The organism is Candidatus Vondammii sp. HM_W22 (genome assembly GCF_022530855.2).
Taxonomy (GTDB): Bacteria; Pseudomonadota; Gammaproteobacteria; order Chromatiales; family Chromatiaceae; genus Vondammii.
The window spans coordinates 1,476,341-1,497,290 of the sequence record NZ_CP099567.1 but is presented as its reverse complement, the minus strand read 5'-3'; the positions used below and the strand labels follow the sequence as shown (position 1 = coordinate 1,497,290).

Genomic DNA, 20,950 nt, shown 5'->3' with positions numbered 1-20,950 from the left:
CACAGGATTGTTGGGAGTTTGTCTGGGAAGTAAAAGAGATGGCCTGTTCCTCGCATTTTTCAGGCCCGCTCCCTATACTGTTTGACGCGAAGAATAACCACAAGCTGGTGTTGGAGCATCCGATATGTCCAGAGAGTGTCAGGCTAAGCTCCTTAGCACCTCAGAGTTTTATGGGCCAAGCGAAGATCTTTCGACCTATTGCGAGGCGGAGTTTGAGCTCCGCAGAAATTCTGAAGAGGTATTTGATGAAGCGTCATATCGCGAAGCGATGGAGATGACACTGTTCAAGCTGAAGGCGTTGGAAGACGAGAGATCCGCATGATTATTACCGATATTTCAGCGCAGAATTTTCTCAAATACAGAGAACTTGAGATCAACGATCTGCCAGCGGCCGGTGTTATCTCGATTGAAGGTCACAATGAGTCCGGGATAGAGTACTATAGGTGAGACTATCTGTTTTGCCCTGTTTGGGCGCACTTTTTCCATTGACGTGGATAAATCGGAGAAATTGATTTTCTGGGGTGAGACAAGGTGCTCCGTCAATTTAAGATTCCGGGCAGAAGCGGATGCCCATTATGAAATTGCCCGTTTTCTTGATCGTGACGGTAACCACGGCGTAAGGCTGAATCTGATTGGTGAAGAGGATCAACCCATCACCTGCGGTATCGTGCAGTCGATAACGCACTTTGTGACAGGAGGCTGTGGAGAGCTCCGGTGAGGAGATTTCCGGGATCGTTCAGGAACTGAATGATCTGAATATCCAGGAAGGGATGCTTTCTTCAATGGAGGAGGATAGAAGCAAACTGGCTGAATCTGCGCTGCAATCTGAAATCGAGGTGCTGGAGGCTGCATCTACCGCTTATCAGGATAGCATAGCCAAAATTGCTGCTGCCAAGGGAGCTAGGGGCCGGGCAAAGTTCCTGCGTTTTTTCTCATTCCTTTTTGCTGTCGCCCTGGCATCGGCCTGGAGGCTTATGACCCGCATGCCGGATCACGAATATTCCCAGGTACTTCAACAGCTGCTTGCTGAGCAGATTCCTCAATGGGGTGAACAGTATCTGCCCTGGCTGCTGTATGGTGCGGCTGCATTTGCTGTTCTTTCTCTTCTGCTATGGGTCAGGGTGGCAACCCGGGGTGCCGTGATCAGTAAACTTCAGGAGAATTCGGCCGCACTGGCCCAGCATCTGGGTGCCTTGCATCAGAAGGTGCCTGAGGTGGAGGAGAAAACAACGTCTGAAATGGAAGTGCCTATCGACACTGAGACGGATAGTGAGCTGCCGAAGATGGAACTCGATATCGAAAGCCGCCCCAGTGACGCGGAGATCCAAGGTATCTGCAGCCGAATTGTAGCCTCTGAAGGGTCTCCTGAAGAGGTGCGAGGCTCAGTCGGCAGGGAGCTGGCCTGGATGCGGCGTGAACTACAGCAGCGCCAGCATCAGGCGGTTGTGTTGGACCAGTCGATCTGGAATGAGAAAGAACGGTTTGGTAAATCCGAGCAACTGAATCAAGTCCGGAGTGGTTTAGAGCAGCGGATCAAGGATCATCAACGGCGTATTCATCTGCGTGAACTTTCACTGGAACTTCTGGAAGGCGCCAGTCGCCATCTGTCCCAGCATTTCAACCGGGATCTGCGGGATCTGGTGGGAAGAACATTGCCGATGTTCACCGGAAACCGCTATCAACATCTGCAGATCGAAGATGACCTCTCGGTCAGAGTCTTCTCAAACGAGAAACGGGATTTCATGGATCTGGAAGAGATATCCAGTGGTACTCAGCGTCAGATCATGTTGGCGGTGCGGCTGGCTCTGGCACAGGAGTTGGTGAACAGTATCCAGGGTGGCCGGCAGTTTATCTTCCTGGATGAGCCGTTTGCCTTCTTTGATCAGGAACGTACACGCAGTGCGCTTAAGGTATTGCCTGACCTGAGTGACGAGCTCTCCCAAGTCTGGATCGTGGCTCATGAGTTTCCAGATGAGCAGCCGTTTGGCCGGTCATTTGCGTGTACACGTGAAAATGATGTTTTGAGTGCGTAATAACTTTTGAACCGTAACATGCTTGAACCTCGTACAGGCATGTATGTTCTGCCGATTTTTACGCAGCCTTGGGGGAGGGGAGGGTATGGAGAGTCCACTTCCAAGAGGCGCTGTGAATACATCCCTGTAAGCTTGAAGGCGGCGTCCCTGCCGTCGGAGTTGCCATACTCTTTCGTAAGTTTCTGCATGGATTTATGAGAACTTAACTTGAAGAAGTACTTAGCTATTGAGCAGCGGAAATGAGTGTTGGTTGGAGCAGGAGCACCCGAACCAGTTCACTGGGATTCATTGAGATGATATAGCCTCGTTTTCCGCAGTTTATGTATATTTTTTCCTGCTTTAGGATGTTCTCTTCACAGTGGACCGGCATCTTCTTGAGGGTACCAAAAGGCAAGGTGCCACCAACCTGATAACCCGAGTGATGATCTGCCACTTTGGGGTCGTAGGGCTGGATCGGTTTGACACCGATCTGTCGAGCGAGTGATTTGGTGGAGACTTCGCAGTCACCATGCATTAACACAATCAGAGGCATTTTTTCCTCATCCTCCATGATCAGGGTTTTGATGACCTGATGCTTGTCTACCGCCATCTCTTCGGCGAATTGTTCAGTACCGCCTTCTTTCACGTAGTGGTAAGGGTGACTCACAAAGGCTACTCCCTCTTTTCGGAGAAGCCGTATTGCCTGGGTGACGGGTGTTTTATGTTTGGCCATGAGATAGGGTAATTCAAATGCGCTTATAGGTAATTTTTAATAAGTTCGTGCGGTGGCTGATACGGAGATACTATTTCCAAGAGATGCTGTGAATGGATCCCTGTACGCTTGACGAGAGCATCCTCTGTGTTCCTTTTCGATAATCTCTTAACGGATACCGGATAATGAAAAGACTACCCATCCATGATGTTCTGGCTGAACTCTGCTCCGCATTGCAGTGTTCGAACGGCGCTGTGTTGGCCGCACCACCAGGATCGGGTAAGACGACAATAGTACCGCTGGAACTTCTGAAACAATCCTGGTTCGAAGGCGATATTCTGATGCTAGAGCCCAGGCGGCTGGCGGCCAGGGCTGCCGCTGCCCGAATGGCTGATCTGCTGGGTGAGAGAGTTGGAGCCCGCGTGGGCTACAGAGTCAGGTTTGATAGCTGTGTCTCCTCAAAAAACCGCATCGAAGTGGTAACCGAGGGAATCCTTACCCGCAGGCTTCAGCGTGACCCGGAACTGGATGGCGTCGGGTTGGTTATCTTTGATGAGTTTCACGAACGCAGTATTCATGCGGATCTGGCTCTGGCGCTTACTCTGGATATCATGTCGGGTCTGCGGGATGACCTGAAACTGTTGATCATGTCAGCTACCCTGGATACTTCAGCAGTTTCTGAGTTACTGGGCGGTGCCCAAGTGATAACGGGTGGTGGGCGACCCTGGCCGGTAACCCATCATTACCTGGAGCGGGATCCGGAAAAAAATATTCCTGAAACAGCCGCTAATGGTGTCCGGCGAGCCCTGGGAAAAACTCAAGGGGATATTCTGGTGTTTCTCCCCGGCACCGGTGAGATCAGACGCACAGAGCAGTTACTGCTGGATCAGTTGGGAGAAGGAGTGGGCCTCTATCCACTCTATGGTGATTTGAGTAGAGAGGAACAGGATAGTGCGATTCGTCCTCATCAGGGGGGGAAGCGAAGAGTGGTGCTGGCTACCTCGATTGCAGAGACCAGCCTGACAATCGAGGGTATTCAGACAGTGATCGACAGTGGCTGGTCACGTGTTCCTCGATTTAATCCCAATAGCGGACTGACCCGGTTAGAAACCGTGCGGGTATCTCTCGCCTCTGCAGATCAACGAGCGGGGCGGGCAGGGCGTCTTGGTCCTGGTGTCTGTTACCGTCTTTGGAGTGAGCAGACACAGGCTAGACTAACGGCCTACCACCCACCGGAAATTCTGGATGCCGATCTCGTGCCACTAGTATTGGATCTGGCGCAGTGGGGTGTCGAAAATTCGGAGCAGTTGAAGTGGATGGACAACCCGCCGGCAGGTGCCTTCGCTCAGGCAAGGTCATTGTTGCAAGCACTTGACGGGTTGGATGAGAAGGGAAGGATAACATCGGCAGGTCAGGGGATGGCGGCTCTGTCACTTCACCCGCGTCTTGCCCATATGCTGCTCCAGGCAGCGGCAAGAGGGCAGTTGGAACTGGCGGCTGATCTTGCCGGGCTTATCTCCGAGCGGGATATTATTCGGCGCAGAAGGGGAGAAGCTACCTCTGTCGATGTCGATGACCGGCTACAGCTTCTTCAGCTATGGCGACGGAAAGGTAATGGCGCAGTTGCTGCGGCTGGCGCTGACCCTCTGGCTTGTGCCCAACTGAACCGGGCTGGGGGGCAGTGGCGTAAACAGATAAAAGTTGAAAAAAACGATTTGCCGGCACTCTCTTCAGGCGGTCTGATGTCGCTGGCTTATCCTGACCGTATCGCCAAATGGAAGGGGGGGGATAATTCGGAATATCTGCTTTCAAGCGGCCGTGCCGTGCGATTGCCTGATGGTGATGTGTTGGGTGGTTGCCCCTTTTTGGTGGTGCCTCTGCTGGATGCCGGAAAGCGCGAAGGGAGGGCATTTCTGGCATCGACTATTGATTTTCAGGAGATCAGAGAGACTCAACGGCGGCATATTATTCTGCACGACAGGGTAGCAGCATGGGATAAGGGGAGTTCCGCTGTCCTTGCGAGGAGAGAGGAGCGCCTGGGGGCACTGTTACTCTCAAGTGCTCCCAATGATTCATCTGATCCTGATGATGTTCTGAAGGCAATGCTGGAGGGTATTCGCCTCTCTGGTCTGGATACTCTTCCCTGGAGTCGCGAGGCGAGGGAGTGGCAGGCCAGACTCTGTTCACTGCTGCAGTGGCAACCGGATTCAGAATGGCCGGATCTTTCTGATCAGTCGTTACTGGAAAACCTGCAGGGTTGGCTGAGCTCATGGTTGAATGGCATTTCACGCAAGGCTCATCTGAAACAGCTCAATATGCTGACGATTTTGCAGAGCCGGTTGCAATGGAACCAGCAACGGTCAATGGACCGGTTGGTTCCAACTCATATTCAGGTACCCAGTGGTTCCCGTAAACGCCTGGAATACAGGCCGGGCGAAGCACCGGTACTGGCGGTCAGGCTGCAGGAGCTGTTCGGTCTGGAGGATACACCAACTGTATGTCACGGTGAAATCAAGGTCGTTCTGCATATCCTTTCACCTGCCCAGAGACCGATCCAGGTTACCCAGGATCTGAAAGGGTTCTGGCAACGAACCTATACCGAGGTGAAAAAAGAGCTGAAGGGACGTTACCCCAAGCACTATTGGCCGGATGACCCGTTTACGGCACAGCCTACCGCCAGGGTTAGGCCCCGATGATAACTGTTTACCTTTGAGGCGCTGTTTGGTAACTCTATAAAGAAGGAACGCAGAGAACACAGAGTATTTTTATTTTCATCTCATTACCGCAGCAGTCAGTGCGATAACCGACAAAATAATCGATACCGTAAAAGCCTAGCAACAGCATCCACTGGATTCGCATTATCCCTTTGTTATGGTTGGACGCAATTCACTAATTCCGGAAACTGACAAAAATCAAGGGCTGTTTTCCGAATGACAATAGCCTGCTCAAATTTTTATACCTTGGCATTCAGAACGCCAGTAAGAAATGGACGATGCCCATTCACAACTGGAACCTGACCTTGTCTCAACTGGCTATCTTCTTCGAAGGCAGGCTTGATCGCGCACTTGATCTGTGATGATATGGATTGAGTGCTTTTACGTTGACACAATATTCTGAACAGTCTCAATCCAATAGAAAAACCTCTGTGTTCTCTACGGTTTTCTGGGCCCTCTGCGTTACAGAATATCTTATCCCGAGCTATCGGCCAGTTGCTGTTCAAGGCACTCCCGTTCGGCCTGGGTGTTGACGTTGGTGAAAGCATCCGGGCAATCGGAGAAATCGGTGATAGCCAGTTTCTGTTTCTGTAACCAAAGTTTTAGTTTCCGGTCGCCTGAATCGAGAAACTGTTGTATCCCAGGCATCAACCGCTGATGGAAAAGGCCGAATATCGGTTGCAGTTGGTTACCATCATGAGCGACACAGACGTCTGCATCTGTGACGGTCAACTGCTGGAAGAGTCTTTCAGCCAAGTCCTTCGGCAAACAGGGCGAGTCGCAGGGGGTTGTAAGCAGTAATTCGGACGAGGTGTGCATCATGGCAGCGGCAATACCTGCTAGGGGTCCGGCAAAATTGGCCCTCAGGTCATGAATAACAGGGAAGCCATATTGCCGATAAACTGCATCACTGCGGTTGGCATTAATCAGGAGGTTGCCGACCTGGGGAGATATATCTGCGATGACATACTCAATCATTGGCTTGCCTGCTAGCAGGCTCAATCCTTTGTCATTACCCCCCATACGCGTTGCCTGTCCTCCTGCGAGAATGACGCCGGTAATCAATGTTCTATCGTATGCCAAGTCTTTCTCCTGAAGCTGAATATTTTAAATGATTTTGGGGCTGTCCTAGATAGTGTCGTCATAAGGTACTAGCCCGAAGCATCATACACCTAATTTGGACAGCGGTAATAAATGAACGGGTGTTTTATACCACGCCAGCGTTGGAGATGTAGAAACACATTCTCAACCAAATGTACTAATTTAGTACAGATGCTTGTCATATTCTCGCTGCTCTTTTCTATTCTTCTTTGGTGAAATAACAACACTTATATCAAGGGTGTCCTGAATTCTGTGTAACTGTCTATCATTAAACCCAAGCGTGGGTGAGGATAGGCACTATGAACAAGAAAGAACTACAGGCGATCACTCATGCGGCAGCTAAAAATATCAAGACGGAAGACGACCTCAAAGACTCCCAGCAGATGCCAACCAAGATTACGGTCGAAGCGGCACTGAACGCTGAGTTAGATGATCATCTTGGCTTTGAAAGGCACGAGCAGTCCGAAGCTGACAATAACCGCAACGGCATGCCAGTAAGACTAACTGAACGGAAGCTGGCCAGTTCGAGCTCGATACACCACGCGACAGAGCTGGGAGTTTCGAGCCCAAGCTCGTTAAAAAACACCAGCGTCGATTTACTTCCATGGACGACAAGATTATTTTCTTGTATGCCCAGGGCATGACAACACGAGAAATCGTCACGACCGTTAAAGAAATGTACGGTGCTGATGTCTCCGCCACCTTGATTTCCAAAGTGACTGACGCTGTTATTGAACAAGTGATTGAATGGCTATCTAGGCCACTGGATGCGGTCTATCCCATTATTTACCTGGATTGTATTGTCGTAAAAATCCGGCAAGACAAGAAAGTGATCAATAAGGCAATTTATCTGGCACTGGGCGTGAACATGGAGGGCCACAAGGAATTGTTGGGGCTCTGGCTGTCAGAGAATGAGGGTGCCAAGTTCTGGCTCAATGTACTCACAGAGCTCCAGAATCGCGGCGTGCTGGAGGGATTGGCGCTACGACGGAATGATGTGTGGGCATGGGATTTCGTACATGACCGCTATCATGACGCAGAGCCTCTGCGGTGCTTGACGGTCAAGGACGAAGCAACCGGTTATTGTCTGGCAATCAAAACTGGTCGATACCTACAGAGTCAACACGTGAAAGCGGTGCTACGTGAATTAATCATTCGCTACGGAATTCCCCGAGCCATTCGCAGCGACAACGGAGCTGAGCTGTTGGCCCTCGTACTGCGCGAGGAACTGGAAAAGCATGATATTAAGCTAGCCAATATTGAACCGGGAAAACCCTGGCAAAATGGCAGCAATGAAAGCTTCAACGGCATTTTCCGCTAAGGAGTGTTTAAATGCAGAGATATTTGGTAGCCTGACCGAAGCCAGAGTTGTTATTGAACAGTGGCGTTGCCGATATAATGAGCGGCGACCCCACAGTTCACAACACTACGTCACGCCAGAGATGGTGTATTTTGGATTACGTGAAATGCGGAGAACCTAACAAGCCAAGTGGCCATAGAATGGGGGCATTTCACACTCACGAAACAGGTTAAAAAACTTCCAGACAAGCTGGTACAGTCATTAACTTGGGATAGGGGGATGGAGCTTGCCGGTCACAAGAAATTTACTATGGCGACAGATGCAAAAGTCTACTTTTGTGACCCACAAAATCCATGGCAAAGAGGGGCCAATGAAAATACAAATCGGCTATTGAGGCAGTACTTTCCGAAGAAAACAGACTTGCTGATTTACTCTCAGGCACACTTAGATCGCGTGGCGAAAAAACTCAATCAACGACCGAGAAAAACATTGGACTTCGCCACTCCTGCAGATAAACTAAATGACGGTGTTGCATCAACCCCTTGAATCTACAATGGCGCGCTTTGCGTGGGGGCTCACCACTTTTTTGCTTGTATCTCCTTCATGACCTCTACTTCCAGGTCACGTTCTGCTAGCAGCTTTTTGAGCCGCATGTTCTCATCCTTGACTCGCTTTAGCTCCCGCACATCTGAAACTTCCATCCCGGCATACTTGTTGCGCCAACGGTAGATCGACTGCTCCGATACGCCGTGTTTGCGTGCTGCCGCTACGGCCGTTGTTGCCTCTACATCGCGCAGTACAGCCACGATCTGCTCATCCAAAAAATGTCCCTTCTTCATCCTGGTTCTCCTCAGGTAGAGGAAAACTTAACATGCCACTGGTTTAGTGTTCGGGGGGCAATCCAGTATCTTCACGCCGGTATCCTTGGCTGTGTTCGGCGTGGCAACCAGATGTGTTATGCAGGGAGAGGCTTATCCGGTTGCCGCCCGGATCCTATTTTTGTGTTTCTTTGCTGAGCTTACTCCGCTGGCGTAGCCGCAGCCTTTTTACCTGTTGGCTCGGCTTTTCCATCAGCCTCTAATTCCGGAGTTGTCACCGGTATTGGTGTTTTATAGGGGGTGATCAGCATCAAAATTCCCATCTTTGGGTGATCAATATAGTGAAGTTTTTTGCTGCGCATCCGCCGGTGATCGGCAAATCTATAACTATTGAATATTGATCCAAAGAAACCGCTCTCTGCAGAGGCGATGGTGCGCAGTTCTCTGATCAGAAAATCCACCTCAACGTGAAGGTAACGCTGAACGCTGACCTTGATAGTGCCGTCCAAGTGAGGTATATGACCGGAGATGTTACCAGGTGAACGGATATAGAGTGGCTGGGCGGCATTGAGTGATAACACCGGTTGGCACCATGCTGTGTGGATAAGGGGAACCAGCCGCCCCCGGGTTCGCTTTAGCCGTTTCAGTTCGGCTCCAAGCTTCCACTCAGATTTGGGTAGAACGGTATATCCAGTATTTTGTAACAGAAGAGCCTCTTCCCTATTTGCGATTGCCGGTGAGTCCGGCCAGTTTTCGGTAGAACCGGCATTGGCACCATTCCGGGCAAAGACGATGATTTCAACGTCATACCAGAGGGTAGGCTTCGACTCCTGGGAGAAAGCGAGTGACGGTAGAAACAGCGCCAGACTGATTAGTGCTGCGGTAAATGTACGGATGTGTCTCACAGTGCTTTTAATATGCTGGGGTGTCGTTAGTCGATCGGCTGATTGTATACCCAGAGTCTGGTGGGAGACCATCTAAACCCTTCCACTTATTTCATCCAATACTTGTGAAACCTGATGAATCCGTTTAGTCCGATCTGACATATCCTTATAAAAACGAATTTTGTCCGCATCATCCAGTTTGTACTCTTTGGGTTTGGTCTGGATTAATCGAATGATCTGTCCGGGATCTATATTGGGCTTGCCCTCAAACAGTATTCGTCCGCTCCCGGGACCGGCATCGATTTTGCGGATTCCGAGAGGGTTGGCTTCCAGCTTCAGTTCGGTGATGCCAAACAGTGCCTTGGCCGGGTCCGGTAACAGGCCAAACCGATCGATCATCTCCACCTGAAGCTCTTTCAGCTCTTCCCGGCTTGCTGCGCTGGCAATGCGTTTATAGAGAACCAGGCGACTATGGACGTCAGGTAGGTAATCATCCGGCAGCAGGGCGGGCAGTTGCAAATCAATCTCTGCGCCGTGATCAAGGGGGCGGTCAAGATTGGGATGCTTGCCGGCCCTCAGTGCCTTGACTGCCCGTTCAAGCAGTTCTGTGTAGAGAGAGAATCCCACTTCATGGATCTGACCGCTTTGACCGGAACCCAGCAACTCACCTGCACCTCTGATCTCAAGATCATGTGTTGACAGGATAAAACCAGCACCTAAATCTTCAAATAATTCAATTGCTTCCAGTCGTCTTTTAGCGTTCTGCATTAATGTTTTATCGGTAGGGGCTATCAGGTAGGCATAGGCTCGGTGGTGAGATCTGCCAACCCGGCCCCGCAGTTGATGCAGCTGTGCCAATCCCAGCTTATCCGCCCGGTTGATGATGATAGTGTTGGCGCTTGGTACATCAATGCCGCTCTCCACAATAGTGGTGCAGACCAGAATATTAAATCGTTGGTGATAGAAGTCCCGCATGATCGCTTCCAGTTCGCGTTCACGCATCTGTCCATGGGCGACCTGGATCCTGGCGTTTGGCAACAGCCGCTCCAGTCGGGCGGCGATATTCTCTATGGTGCTGACCTCGTTGTGCAGGAAGTAGATCTGACCGCCACGTTTGATTTCACGTTGGCAGGCCTCTTCTATCAGCATATCGTTCCATTGGCTGATGAAGGTTTTAATCGGGTGGCGGCCGACCGGTGGTGTAGCGATAATAGAGAGATCACGCATCCCGGACATGGCCATATTCAACGTTCTGGGAATCGGCGTGGCAGTTAATGTCAGCATATCAACTTCGCTGCGCAGTGATTTCAGACGTTCTTTGTGGCGCACCCCGAAACGGTGCTCTTCATCGACCACCACCAACCCCAGACTTTTGAATTTGATCTTCTCCTGGAGCAGCTTATGGGTGCCGATGACTATATCCACGGTCCCGTTTGCCAGGCCATCAATGACGCCCTGTTGCTGCTTGCTGCTACGGAAGCGTGAGAGGCTCTCCACTTTCACCGGCCAGTCTGCGAAGCGGTCAGAAAAGTTGGCGTAGTGCTGCTGGGCCAATAAGGTGGTTGGAACCAGGACAGCCACCTGCTTACCCCCCTGAACCGCCATGAAAGCGGCACGCATGGCGACCTCTGTCTTGCCGAAGCCGACATCGCCGCAGACCACCCGATCCATGGGATAAGGGGATTCCATATCGGTCAGTACTGATTGAATTGTCTGATCCTGGTCGGGGGTCTCTTCAAACTCGAAGGAGGAGGCAAAATTGGCATACTCTTCATCTGCGGGGGGGAAAGCGTATCCTTGATTTGCCGCCCGGCGGGCGTAGATCTCCAACAGTTCGGCCGCGACATCCCGGGCCTGTTCTGCTGCCTTGCGTTTGACCCGCTCCCACTGATCTCCACCCAGCCTGTGAAGTGGTGCATGCTCAGGTGATGCTCCGGCATAGCGGCTGATCAGATGCAGTGAGGAGACAGGGACATAGAGTTTGTCACCCTTTGCATACTCCAGGGTGAGAAACTCGGTGGCCATACCGCTGATATCCAAAGTCTGCAGCCCGAGATAACGACCGACGCCGTGATCTTCATGGACCACCGGGGCGCCGATATGGAGCTCGGTGAGGTTGCGAACCACTTGGTCCGCGTCGCGCATTTTCGCTTTTCGCCGCCGCTCCTGGCGGACTTTTTCACCAAGCAGTTGGCTCTCAGTGATAATGATCAGATTATCCTGATCGAGCCAGAGCCCCTGTTCCAAAGGGGCGACTGTCAGGGCAAGAGTTTCAGTCGAGGCTTTGAACGCCTGCCAACTCTCAACCAGTTTTGCCCGGATGCCGTAATTGCCGAGGGTCTCTTTCAGCATCTCCCGCCGACCAGCACTCTCAGCTGTGAACAGAATCCGGCCGGGTGAGCTTGCAATATAATCCTGAAGTGCCCCGGCAGGCCGGTTGGCTCTGGCCTGAAAACTGAGAGGAGGGGGCGGGCGGGTGGCGAAATTATGGAAAGCGGCATAGCCCTTTTTCCGCTGCTCTACCTTCGGCCGCTGGAGTTGAATAGTACGACCTCTGCTTAAATGACTGGCTAGTTCGTCGCTATCGAGAAACAGTTGCTTTGGAGGGAGGAGAGGGCGCTCTAAATCGTGCCGACGCTGCTCATAGCGACCTTCAACCTGCTGCAAAAAATCGTCAGCCTGTTCCCGGGTCTGATCAAAACAGATAGTCAGAAGTTGCTCCGGAAGGAAGTCGAATAGCGTCGAAGTCTGTTCAAAAAAGAGCGGGAGATAGTACTCCAGACCACCGGGTACGTTGCCGTCAGAGACTTCGCTATAGATCAGGCTGCGTTGTGGGTCTCCTTCAAAGGTGTTGCGGAAAGCCTGTCGAAAACGGGAGATGCCCGCTTCATCCAGTGGGAACTCCCTGGCCGGCAGCATCTCGATATAATCGATCTTCTTCAGCGTACGCTGAGTCTCAGAATCGAAGGTGCGAATGGTCTCCACCTTTTCATCAAACAGATCGATACGATAAGGCAGTTGACTGCCCATGGGATAGAGGTCCAACAGAGAACCGCGAACGGCAAACTCTCCATGTCCCATCACCTGGGAGACGCAATGATAGCCCGATCGCTCCAATTGCCGGCGCATCTTCTCCAGAGAGAGAGTATTGCCGATCTCTACAATAAAGGTGTTGGCTTGCAGGTACTCCCTTGGCGGCAGGCGCTGCAGCAGGGTGCTGACAGGAACTACCAGTACCGCATTTTTTATACTGCTCAGACGATGCAGTGTCAGTAGGCGTCGGGATATCAGCTCGGGCAGTGGAGAGAAGACATCGTATGGCAGGGTCTCCCAGTCAGGAAATCCGAGTATCTCGACTTCTTCACTGTTCAACAGAAACTTCAACCCACTCTCCAGTTCGACTGCTGTCTGAGCGTCATCAGCCAGTGCCAGCACTAGTCCATTGAACTTGCCGGCTGCAGAGGCGATTGCTAGCGTGTCACTCATGCCATAAAGATGCCCCCACTGCAGCCGCCCATCAGCCCGCCCAGGAATAGGTGGGTTAAGCGGATCTGCAAAGCTTTCCGGAAATTTATGCTGCGCATCGGTCATAACGGATTTTGGTTCTGGAATTACGAACCAAGCATTCTCGCACAACCAGCCATGATCTTAAAAGCAGTTACTTGACTGTAAGGAGCGGAAGATTGTGATGTCGAGTTGAAGAATTAGCGTTTATCTCGTTAAAAAATAGGCTCTTCCATTAATTGATAGGTAGTAAGTATCACCCAACCACTCCCTCAGGATAAAGATTCAGCCCTCCAAGGTGGGAGTAGGTTGCATTGGTAAACCGCTCTTTGTTGCGGAAACCTTTGCTACGCACCTTGATCATCTTGATACGGCTGTTGAGACCTTCTGCCAGATCATTATCTACTTCCAAAACAACAGCGTTCAATATTCCCCACAGATGATCCTTGATTGTTCCCGCCACTTTCTTGATTGGCTCCAGGCCACTGCGCGCTGCCCATGACAACCACCGTTCCCAACCTTTCCTTGTCCATGTCTTGCTGGCATAGCGCCAGAGTGACATGGCAAACTTTTTGATCGCCCAGGCATAGGCAGTCTTCAGCGTGCTGTCACGTAGCGCCTTGAATCGCAATTTCTGTCTGCGCGTCATATTCTCTAGGGTTGTAGAGCTAGTCATACTGGCTGCCTTTAAGGTCTTCATAGCCTTCAGCGCTTTGTGCTCTTGGCGGCGTACCTTGTCCACTGCCTCACCGAGGTGCTTGGCGACATGGAATTTACCAAAGGCAATCTTCTCTTCAGCCCTAGGCTGGCTTTCCCGTGTGGCATGATAAAGGCTGGCCACATGTCCATGGAGACACTCTCTATCGCTTCTCGCTGCTCCTCTGTCAGACCTTCGTACCATGCTTTGAGCATCGCTTTTTTGCGGTCACTGCCCACAGGTTGAACAACACTACTTGGCGTTTGCCTCCTGCTCAACGTGTACCGCCACCTCTCCCTCTGACAGAGCTGCTAATCTACCAAAGGCTTTTGATACCCAGGATCTGGGCGTATAGATCTTTATCTCTCATAGGGGGGTACGTTAATCTGCCCACTCAATTAGGGGAAGAGCTCAAACGGCTATCTTTAGCCATGCCACCGCGCATACCTTTTTGCCCTGTAAGGTATGGTGATAGTAGTTTCCATGTGCTGATGTCGTCATTGTGTTATTGGTTTTTAGGCCGGATTGTTATACAACCTATTTAAACTCATGACGACACCATACTAGGACAGCCCCATAGATTTTATTGACACAGATCAACTATTGTGCAAATTCTGCTTTCATGTTTGATATGCATCAACGCTGTTTTTTGGGACTTGATATCATGTACACATGTGTTACGTAGGTGTATTCAAAGGCGACAACTCTAGCGTATGACCCGTGCCATCAACCGACGACAGTTTTTCAGCGGAGTAACCGGGGAAAAGGCGCCTATCCGCCCACCATGGGCACTTGATGAAGCGGCATTTATCGAGCGCTGTACTGCATGTGGAGAGTGTATTGCAACTTGTCCTTACGATATTATCAAAGAGGGCAGCGGTAAATTCCCCCAAATGGATTTTTCTCTGTGCGGCTGTGACTTCTGCCAGAGGTGCATGCTCGTCTGCAAACCCGGCGCCCTTCACTATGACAAAGAGGCTGACACTTCTCCATGGGATCTGAAGGCGACCATACTCCCTTCCTGCCTTTCTCTGAACGCTGTCATCTGCCGCTCTTGTGGCGAAGCCTGCGATGAGAGAGCGATACGTTTCAAGCTGGAGGTGGGTGGTGTTGCCAGACCGCTTCTGGACCAGAATCTATGTACAGGCTGCGGCGAGTGTTTCGCCGTCTGCCCTATTCGAGCAGTAGAAATTTCTTCAATTGAACCACGCGAACAGGTGGCGTGAGAGGAGAGGTACTAAAAATCAAATGAATATGTGCAGTGTTATCGTAAATGCAAAACCGGAAAATTGCAGCGTGGTTCAAACCCGGTTAGAGGAATTACCCGGCGTGGAAGTTCACGGCGGGGGAGGGGAAGGGAAATTGATAGTGACGGTGGAAGATGGCGAAGATATTACGGCCGGGGACACCATGCTTTCATTAAATTCAATAGAAGGTGTAATAAGTTCAACTTTGATATACCACTACGGTGGAGATGATCTTGACGAGGAGGTAATCGGTGAAACTAACTAGACGAGACTTTGTAAAGAGCAACGCCATAGCAGCAGCGGCTACAGTTGCAGGTGTGACCCTGCCGGTGGCCAAGACTGCATTGGCAGCTGACGAAGATGGTATCCGCTGGGATAAAGCGGCCTGTCGCTACTGCGGTACGGGTTGTAGTATTCTCATGGGTGTAAAAGATGGCAAAGTGGTTGCCTCTCAGGGTGATCCTGATGCGCCTGTAAACAAGGGATTGAACTGTATTAAAGGCTACTTCCTGCCGAAAATTCTGTACGGCAAGGATCGTCTCACTCAGCCACTGCTACGCAAGAAAAATGGCCAGTTCGACAAGAACGGTAAATTCGAGCCTGTGAGCTGGGATGAAGCCTTTGATGTGATGGCTGACAAGTGGAAAGCAGCTCTGAAAGCCAAAGGGCCTTCCGGTGTTGGTATGTTCGGCTCCGGTCAGTGGACTGTATGGGAAGGCTATGCCGCCTCCAAGCTGATGAAAGCCGGTTTCCGCTCTAATAATCTGGATCCCAACGCTCGCCACTGTATGGCTTCTGCCGTGGGCGCTTTCATGCGTGCATTCGGTATCGATGAGCCCATGGGCTGCTATGACGATCTGGAGCATGCCGATGTGTTCGTCCTTTGGGGTGCCAACATGGCTGAGATGCATCCGATTCTCTGGTCACGACTGACGGATACTCGTCTGACCAAGCCCGGTTGCGAAGTGCACGTTCTCTCCACATATGAGCATCGTTGCTTCGAACTGGCTGATAACGGCATGGTGTTCGAACCACAGACCGATCTGGCGATTCTAAACTATATCGCCAACTACATCGTTCAGACCAAGTCCTACAACAAAGCGTTTGTAGACAAACACGTTCAATTCACCAAGACCCCGACCGATATCGGTTATGGTCTGCGTCCTGAAGATCCAAGAGAGAAGAAAGCGAAAAACCGCGGTAAGGGTAAACTTACGAAGATCAGCTTCGAAGAGTATGCAAAATCCGTTGCGCCCTACACCCTTGAAAAGGCATCGGAACTCTCTGGCGTGCCGAAAAAGAAATTGCTGGCACTTGCCAAAGTCTATGCCGATCCCAAAAAGAAGGTCTCCTCATACTGGACCATGGGCTTCAATCAGCACACCCGTGGTGTCTGGGTTAACGGTCTCTGCTACAACGTTCATCTGCTGATGGGCAAGATCTCCGAGCCTGGTAACAGCCCATTCTCACTGACCGGTCAGCCTTCTGCCTGCGGTACCGCTCGCGAAGTGGGCACCTTTTCCCATCGTCTGCCTGCAGATCTGGTGGTGAAAAAGAAAGCGCACCGCGATATCGCTGAGAAGATCTGGAAATTGCCTGAAGGCACCATCAATCCAAAGCCTGGCTTCCATGCCGTGCTGATGCACCGGATGATGAAAGACGGCAAGATGAACTGCTACTGGCAGCAGTGCAACAACAACATGCAGGCGGCGGCAAATACCAACAACGAAAGCTATCCTGCATGGCGTAACCCGGATAACTTCGTCACCGTAACCGATCCCTACCCGACAGTATCTGCCATGGCTGCCGATCTGGTTCTGCCCACATCCATGTGGATCGAGAAAGAGGGCGCCTATGGTAATGCTGAGCGGCGCACCCAGTTCTGGCGTCAGCAGGTTCAGGGTCCAGGTGAGTCAAGATCCGATCTGTGGCAGACCATGGAGTTCGCCAAACGCTTCAAGATCGAAGAGGTCTGGACGGCAGAGTTGCTGGACAAGATGCCTGAGTACAAAGGCAAGACCATGTACGAAGTGCTGTACGAAAATGGCCAGGTCAACGAGTTCCCTAAACAGGAAGTGACTGACTCTGACGGCAACGTCTACAAGAATGACGAAATGGAGCATTTCGGCTTCTATGTACAGAAAGGCCTGTTCGAAGAGTATGCCTCATTCGGTCGTGGTCATGCACATGACCTGGCACCATTCGACACGTATCACAAGGCTCGCGGTCTGCGTTGGCCTGTGGTGGATGGCAAAGAGACACTGTGGCGTTTCCGTGAAGGATATGATCCCTATGTTGCCAAGTACAACCCAGGCGGCGGTAAAGGGGAAGTCTTCTTCTATGGCAAGAAGGCTCAGGAAGGACGTGCCAACATCATTACGGCACCTTACGAGCCTGCGGCTGAGCCACCAGATGCCGAGTACGATACTTGGCTCTGCACCGGTCGTGTGTTGGAGCACTGGCATTCCGGTTCAATGACCCGGCGTGTGCCTGAGCTCTATCGTGCGGTGCCTGATGCTGTGGTATTCATGCACAAGAAAGATGCCAAGAAGCGCAAGCTTCGTAATGGCCAGATGGCGAAAATCCAGTCCCGCCGGGGCGAGATTGTAGCAAGGGTGGAGACCCGTGGCCGCAACCGTGTACCTGAGGGTCTGATATTTGTCCCTTGGTTTGATGCCAGCCGCTTGATCAACAAGGTCACACTCGATCAGACTGATCCGCTCTCAAAAGAGACGGATTATAAGAAGTGTGCAGTGAAGATCAGCAAGGCATAAGGGTACAACCCGGCCCGGTAGAGTCCGGCCGGTTTTTCAAAGTGAAAAAGTACGAAAACCGAATCGATAGGTAGAGCAGTATTGAGATGACGGATTCAGGTAAAAGTCAGGACAAAAAGAAGGGTGTGAATCGCCGGCAATTCGTGGGTAGTATGCTCAAGACTGCCTGTGGTGTTGGCCTGATGGGCATGGGACTTGGCATGTATTCCAAACAGGTCTCGTCACTGCCCGCCACGGTAATTCGTCCACCGGGTGCACTCCCGGAGGAGGAGTTCCTCGGTGCCTGCATACGCTGCGGCTTGTGCGTACGGGATTGCCCGTACGATATCCTCAAGCTGGGGCAGTTGGGCGACGAGGTGACTGCGGGCACACCCTACTTCACGGCCCGGACCGGCCCCTGCGAGATGTGTGAAGACATCCCGTGTATTCCGGCCTGTCCGACCAATGCCCTGGATCATGCCTTGGTTGACATCAACAACTCCCGTATGGGGTTGGCGGTGGTGGTGGATCAGGAGACCTGTATCGCCTTTCTCGGCCTGCGCTGTGAAATCTGCTTCAACGTCTGTCCTATCCGGGGCGATGCCATCACGCTGGACTATAAGCACAATACACGCTCAGGAAAGCACGCCCTGTTTTTACCGGTGGTGCACTCTGATGCTTGTACCGGCTGTGGTCTCTGCGAGAGGGCCTGCATCCTGGAAGAGGCTGCGATCAGGGTTTTACCGACCCATCTGGCGAAGGGCGAATTGGGCAAACACTATCGAATCGGCTGGAAAGAGAAGGAGAAAGCTGGAAAGGCGCTGGTGACGCCGGACATAGAGCACAAATACAATCTGCCTGAAGGTGTGCGCTATGACTTGCAGGGTAAGGGGTTGATTATTGATTCGCAGAATACGGACGATGTGCCGATCTCTTCGAATCCGCTGGATACCCTTAACCGGGGTATGGAGAATCAGTGATGATGGCTTATAAAGAGAGACCTGGTCTCGAAGCCATTGAAGCCAAGGGTTGGTTTAAGGCCCACAAGTGGCTGATTTTCCGTCGCATCAGTCAGTTGTCGATTTTAGCTCTGTTCCTGGTTAGCCCATTACTGGTGGACTATCTGGATGGTTTGGCGATTGTGAAAGGGAATCTGGCGGCCAGCATGACGCTGGAAGTTCTGCCCCTGACCGATCCTCATATCCTGCTCCAGGCGGTCCTGGCCGGTGTCGTGCCTCATCAGGATGCCATTATCGGTGTGATTATCGTAGTCCTCTTCTATATGTTGGTAGGAGGCCGGGTCTACTGTTCATGGGTCTGTCCCGTGAATATGATCACTGACGCTGCTTGTTGTACCCGAAGGATGCTGGGCATAAGGACCGGTACCCAACTGTCACGTTCAGCCCGTTACTGGATGCTGGGTGTCACACTGGTACTCCCTCTGGTGACTGGCTCGATTGTTTGGGAACTGTTTAATCCGGTGTCGATGGCGTTTCGCGGCATCATCTTCGGATTAGGCACTGCCTGGGTAATTCTGTTGGGCGTCTTCTTGTTCGACGTGTTCGTCTCAAAAGAGGGATGGTGCGGACGCATCTGCCCGGTGGGTGCTTTCTACAGCCTGCTGGGTAGCAAGAGCCTGATCCGGGTGGTGGCAGAAGAGAGGGAGAAGTGCGATGACTGCATGGACTGCTTCGAGGTCTGTCCGGAACAGCAGGTGATCAGACCGGCTCTGTATGGGGCTGACAAAGGCATAGGCCCGGTGATTCTTTCTGCCAACTGTACTAATTGCGGACGCTGTATCGATGTCTGCGCAGAGGATGTTTTTCACTTTGGAACCCGATTTGAAAATCAAATGGTAAAAGGTGCTGAATCGAGGCAAGAGAGCCAGGATCAGGACTTTACCAACGCAGCTTAAAATTTCGAGATCGATGGAGATTATGATGAAAAAAACGTTTATAACCCTTCTGGCCGTACTTGCGGTCTTGGTATTCACTGGTGCTGCCGTTGCCGGGGTCAGCTCTCTTCGGGGAGAGCAGGACATTCAGGATATGGCAAAAAAGGCTTCCAAGAAGAAGCAGATGATAGTCGAGGGTGGTATCGAACGCAGCTATAAGTTACAACCGCCGGTTATTCCCCATAAAATTGATAAAGAGAAAATCAATCTGAAGATGAATACCTGCATGAGGTGCCACAGTGAGAAGACCTACGAGAAGAAAAAAGCACCAAAAGTAGGTGACAGCCATTACATTACCCGTGATGGCAAAACACTGGAGACAGTCTCAAGCCGCCGGTATTTCTGCAACCAGTGCCATGCACCGCAAGTCAATGCTGATCCATTGGTTGAAAATACTTTCGAGGGTGTAAAATAGAGCGCAGAGGCGTACGCACCCCCTTGGCTATTGCATCAGTTAAGGACGTATCGTATTCGATAGTGGAGTATATATCAGGTTATAAAAAGATTGTTATAGCCTAGTCTGCAGATGAAAGCAGTAGTGGTAATTTAAAGTGCTGAATATGGGGAAAGAGCATGAATAATGGCGCAAAACATGGAACTTTTGGCGTACTGGTCGTTGGTATCGTTTTGGGTATCGTCCTATGGGGTGGTTTTAACTGGACTCTGGCTCTGACCAATACTGAACAGTTCTGCATCTCATGTCATGAAATGGAAAATACACCTTATGAGGAGCTACAGGATACTATCCATTTCACCAACAGAACTGGTGTTCGTGCCACATGTCCTGATTGCCATGTGCCAAGACCCTGGATCCATAAAATTATACGAAAGATTCAGGCATCCAACGAACTGTATCACCACTTTATTACCGGCGAAGTGGATACGACCGAAAAATTTGAAGAGAAGAGATTGCGCCTAGCCCAGAATGTCTGGAAGGCGATGAAAGATACGGATTCCCGTGAATGCCGCAACTGCCATGACTTCGACTCCATGGACTTTGGCCGCCAGGAGAGTCGCAGTGCCGAGGCACATGACGAAGCGATAGAGAATAACTGGACCTGTATCGACTGCCATAAGGGTATCGCACACTCTCTGCCAGAAGGTTATGATCCGGCAGAAGATATCCCAGAAGAAGGCTAATGCTGTCTTTTCATGGTTCTTCCTTGTATTCGTGCAGAGTATGAGAATCGGGAAAAAATAGGGAGTCAGGGGCAGGTGAATGGCTGACTCCTGAACCATGGGTCTTTGTATCTG

The 20,950-nt window shown here is 51.3% G+C and carries 20 protein-coding genes and 4 pseudogenes; 17 read left to right on the top strand and 7 right to left on the bottom strand.

Annotation, left to right across the window (positions count from 1 at the left end):
• Positions 1–124 precede the first annotated feature (124 nt).
• The 4 genes from MN084_RS08395 (at position 125) to MN084_RS08380 (ending at position 2,033) form a co-directional block, all read left to right on the top strand.
• Complete coding sequence (locus tag MN084_RS08395; RefSeq protein ID WP_241087277.1) at positions 125–322, top strand: nodulation protein E; 198 nt, start codon at positions 125–127, stop codon at positions 320–322.
• The gene (locus MN084_RS08390; protein WP_277400513.1) at positions 319–447 is read left to right on the top strand and encodes a hypothetical protein; all 129 of its coding nucleotides are present in this window, start codon (positions 319–321) and stop codon (positions 445–447) included. Before MN084_RS08395 ends, MN084_RS08390 begins: the two co-directional genes overlap by 4 nt.
• A 61-nt stretch (positions 448–508) precedes the next feature.
• Positions 509–718 carry a hypothetical protein gene (locus MN084_RS08385; protein ID WP_241087278.1) on the top strand — a complete coding sequence of 70 codons (210 nt, stop codon included), beginning with the start codon at positions 509–511 and terminating at the stop codon, positions 716–718.
• Entirely contained in the window at positions 702–2,033 is a 1,332-nt protein-coding gene (locus tag MN084_RS08380; RefSeq protein WP_241087279.1) for an ATP-binding protein, read from the top strand. The genes MN084_RS08385 and MN084_RS08380 overlap by 17 nt, the downstream gene beginning before the upstream one ends.
• A gap of 223 nt (positions 2,034–2,256) precedes the next feature.
• Here the strand turns inward: MN084_RS08380 and MN084_RS08375 are convergent, their stop codons facing one another.
• Positions 2,257–2,745 (bottom strand): YbaK/EbsC family protein, encoded by a 489-nt coding sequence (locus MN084_RS08375; protein ID WP_241087280.1) that lies wholly within the window; start codon positions 2,743–2,745, stop codon positions 2,257–2,259.
• Positions 2,746–2,909: 164 nt separating this feature from the next.
• Between MN084_RS08375 and hrpB the strand changes: the two genes are divergently transcribed.
• Together hrpB and MN084_RS08365 are read left to right on the top strand one after the other, a co-directional pair.
• A complete protein-coding gene (gene hrpB / locus MN084_RS08370; RefSeq protein ID WP_241087281.1) occupies positions 2,910–5,420 on the top strand; it encodes an ATP-dependent helicase HrpB in 2,511 nt (836 codons plus the stop codon).
• Positions 5,421–5,617: 197 nt separating this feature from the next.
• Positions 5,618–5,800, top strand: a pseudogene (locus MN084_RS08365) (IS256 family transposase); the annotation flags it as partial.
• Positions 5,801–5,912: 112 nt separating this feature from the next.
• Here the strand turns inward: MN084_RS08365 and mobA are convergent.
• Both mobA and MN084_RS08355 read right to left on the bottom strand, forming a co-directional pair.
• Positions 5,913–6,521, bottom strand: a complete 609-nt coding sequence (mobA, locus tag MN084_RS08360) for a molybdenum cofactor guanylyltransferase MobA (protein WP_241087282.1) — start codon at positions 6,519–6,521, stop codon at positions 5,913–5,915.
• A 58-nt stretch (positions 6,522–6,579) separates the two neighbouring features.
• A pseudogene (locus MN084_RS08355) lies at positions 6,580–6,761 on the bottom strand (IS5/IS1182 family transposase); the annotation flags it as partial.
• A gap of 77 nt (positions 6,762–6,838) precedes the next feature.
• On the opposite strand from MN084_RS08355, the pseudogene MN084_RS08350 reads away from it, so the two are divergent.
• The 4 genes and pseudogenes from MN084_RS08350 to MN084_RS08335 all read left to right on the top strand — a co-directional run.
• Positions 6,839–7,506, top strand: a pseudogene (locus MN084_RS08350) (IS256 family transposase); the annotation flags it as partial.
• Positions 7,504–7,860, top strand: coding sequence for a DDE-type integrase/transposase/recombinase (locus MN084_RS08345; RefSeq protein WP_330178536.1), 357 nt, complete (start codon positions 7,504–7,506; stop codon positions 7,858–7,860). The pseudogene MN084_RS08350 and the gene MN084_RS08345, both read left to right, overlap by 3 nt.
• Positions 7,832–8,020 carry a transposase gene (locus MN084_RS08340; RefSeq protein ID WP_241087283.1) on the top strand — a complete coding sequence of 63 codons (189 nt, stop codon included), beginning with the start codon at positions 7,832–7,834 and terminating at the stop codon, positions 8,018–8,020. Before MN084_RS08345 ends, MN084_RS08340 begins: the two co-directional genes overlap by 29 nt.
• Positions 8,021–8,055: 35 nt before the next feature.
• A pseudogene (locus MN084_RS08335) lies at positions 8,056–8,385 on the top strand (IS30 family transposase); the annotation flags it as partial.
• A gap of 29 nt (positions 8,386–8,414) precedes the next feature.
• Here MN084_RS08335 and MN084_RS08330 read toward each other — a convergent pair.
• The 4 genes from MN084_RS08330 to MN084_RS08315 all read right to left on the bottom strand — a co-directional run bounded on the left by MN084_RS08330 (position 8,415) and on the right by MN084_RS08315 (position 13,886).
• Positions 8,415–8,678: a transposase gene (locus tag MN084_RS08330; RefSeq protein WP_241087284.1), complete on the bottom strand. Its 264-nt coding sequence runs from the start codon at positions 8,676–8,678 to the stop codon at positions 8,415–8,417.
• 179 nt (positions 8,679–8,857) lie between these two features.
• Complete coding sequence (locus tag MN084_RS08325) at positions 8,858–9,562, bottom strand: CsiV family protein (protein ID WP_241087285.1); 705 nt, start codon at positions 9,560–9,562, stop codon at positions 8,858–8,860.
• Positions 9,563–9,634: 72 nt separating this feature from the next.
• On the bottom strand, positions 9,635–13,132 hold the full coding sequence (gene mfd / locus MN084_RS08320) for a transcription-repair coupling factor (RefSeq protein ID WP_241087286.1): 3,498 nt from the start codon (positions 13,130–13,132) through the stop codon (positions 9,635–9,637).
• A gap of 169 nt (positions 13,133–13,301) precedes the next feature.
• Positions 13,302–13,886, bottom strand: a complete 585-nt coding sequence (locus MN084_RS08315; RefSeq protein WP_445083922.1) for an ISL3 family transposase — start codon at positions 13,884–13,886, stop codon at positions 13,302–13,304.
• A gap of 569 nt (positions 13,887–14,455) precedes the next feature.
• On the opposite strand from MN084_RS08315, the gene napF reads away from it, so the two are divergent.
• The 7 genes from napF to MN084_RS08275 all read left to right on the top strand — a co-directional run bounded on the left by napF (position 14,456) and on the right by MN084_RS08275 (position 20,836).
• Positions 14,456–14,968 carry a ferredoxin-type protein NapF gene (gene napF, locus MN084_RS08305; protein WP_241087287.1) on the top strand — a complete coding sequence of 171 codons (513 nt, stop codon included), beginning with the start codon at positions 14,456–14,458 and terminating at the stop codon, positions 14,966–14,968.
• Between the two features lie 22 nt (positions 14,969–14,990).
• Positions 14,991–15,254: a chaperone NapD gene (locus MN084_RS08300; protein ID WP_241087288.1), complete on the top strand. Its 264-nt coding sequence runs from the start codon at positions 14,991–14,993 to the stop codon at positions 15,252–15,254.
• Positions 15,241–17,763, top strand: a complete 2,523-nt coding sequence (gene napA, locus MN084_RS08295; protein ID WP_241087289.1) for a nitrate reductase catalytic subunit NapA — start codon at positions 15,241–15,243, stop codon at positions 17,761–17,763. Before MN084_RS08300 ends, napA begins: the two co-directional genes overlap by 14 nt.
• A gap of 86 nt (positions 17,764–17,849) precedes the next feature.
• The gene (gene napG / locus MN084_RS08290; protein ID WP_241087290.1) at positions 17,850–18,722 is read left to right on the top strand and encodes a ferredoxin-type protein NapG; all 873 of its coding nucleotides are present in this window, start codon (positions 17,850–17,852) and stop codon (positions 18,720–18,722) included.
• Positions 18,722–19,657 (top strand): quinol dehydrogenase ferredoxin subunit NapH, encoded by a 936-nt coding sequence (gene napH / locus MN084_RS08285; protein ID WP_241087291.1) that lies wholly within the window; start codon positions 18,722–18,724, stop codon positions 19,655–19,657. Before napG ends, napH begins: the two co-directional genes overlap by 1 nt.
• A 25-nt stretch (positions 19,658–19,682) precedes the next feature.
• On the top strand, positions 19,683–20,111 hold the full coding sequence (locus tag MN084_RS08280; protein ID WP_241087292.1) for a nitrate reductase cytochrome c-type subunit: 429 nt from the start codon (positions 19,683–19,685) through the stop codon (positions 20,109–20,111).
• A 158-nt stretch (positions 20,112–20,269) separates the two neighbouring features.
• The gene (locus MN084_RS08275) at positions 20,270–20,836 is read left to right on the top strand and encodes a NapC/NirT family cytochrome c (RefSeq protein ID WP_241087293.1); all 567 of its coding nucleotides are present in this window, start codon (positions 20,270–20,272) and stop codon (positions 20,834–20,836) included.
• Positions 20,837–20,950: the final 114 nt, after the last annotated feature.

What these genes read in the sequence shown, in the direction of transcription:
- MN084_RS08395 (WP_241087277.1), top strand. Translation starts at nt 125, where the DNA reads ATGTCCAGAGAGTGTCAGGCTAAGCTCCTTAGCACCTCAGAGTTTTAT.
- MN084_RS08390 (WP_277400513.1), top strand. Translation starts at nt 319, where the DNA reads ATGATTATTACCGATATTTCAGCGCAGAATTTTCTCAAATACAGAGAA.
- MN084_RS08375 (WP_241087280.1), bottom strand. Translation starts at nt 2,745, where the DNA reads ATGGCCAAACATAAAACACCCGTCACCCAGGCAATACGGCTTCTCCGA.
- hrpB (WP_241087281.1), top strand. Translation starts at nt 2,910, where the DNA reads ATGAAAAGACTACCCATCCATGATGTTCTGGCTGAACTCTGCTCCGCA.
- MN084_RS08340 (WP_241087283.1), top strand. Translation starts at nt 7,832, where the DNA reads ATGAAAGCTTCAACGGCATTTTCCGCTAAGGAGTGTTTAAATGCAGAG.
- MN084_RS08330 (WP_241087284.1), bottom strand. Translation starts at nt 8,678, where the DNA reads ATGAAGAAGGGACATTTTTTGGATGAGCAGATCGTGGCTGTACTGCGC.
- mfd (WP_241087286.1), bottom strand. Translation starts at nt 13,132, where the DNA reads ATGACCGATGCGCAGCATAAATTTCCGGAAAGCTTTGCAGATCCGCTT.
- napF (WP_241087287.1), top strand. Translation starts at nt 14,456, where the DNA reads ATGACCCGTGCCATCAACCGACGACAGTTTTTCAGCGGAGTAACCGGG.
- MN084_RS08300 (WP_241087288.1), top strand. Translation starts at nt 14,991, where the DNA reads ATGAATATGTGCAGTGTTATCGTAAATGCAAAACCGGAAAATTGCAGC.
- napG (WP_241087290.1), top strand. Translation starts at nt 17,850, where the DNA reads ATGACGGATTCAGGTAAAAGTCAGGACAAAAAGAAGGGTGTGAATCGC.
- napH (WP_241087291.1), top strand. Translation starts at nt 18,722, where the DNA reads ATGATGGCTTATAAAGAGAGACCTGGTCTCGAAGCCATTGAAGCCAAG.
- MN084_RS08280 (WP_241087292.1), top strand. Translation starts at nt 19,683, where the DNA reads ATGAAAAAAACGTTTATAACCCTTCTGGCCGTACTTGCGGTCTTGGTA.
- MN084_RS08275 (WP_241087293.1), top strand. Translation starts at nt 20,270, where the DNA reads ATGAATAATGGCGCAAAACATGGAACTTTTGGCGTACTGGTCGTTGGT.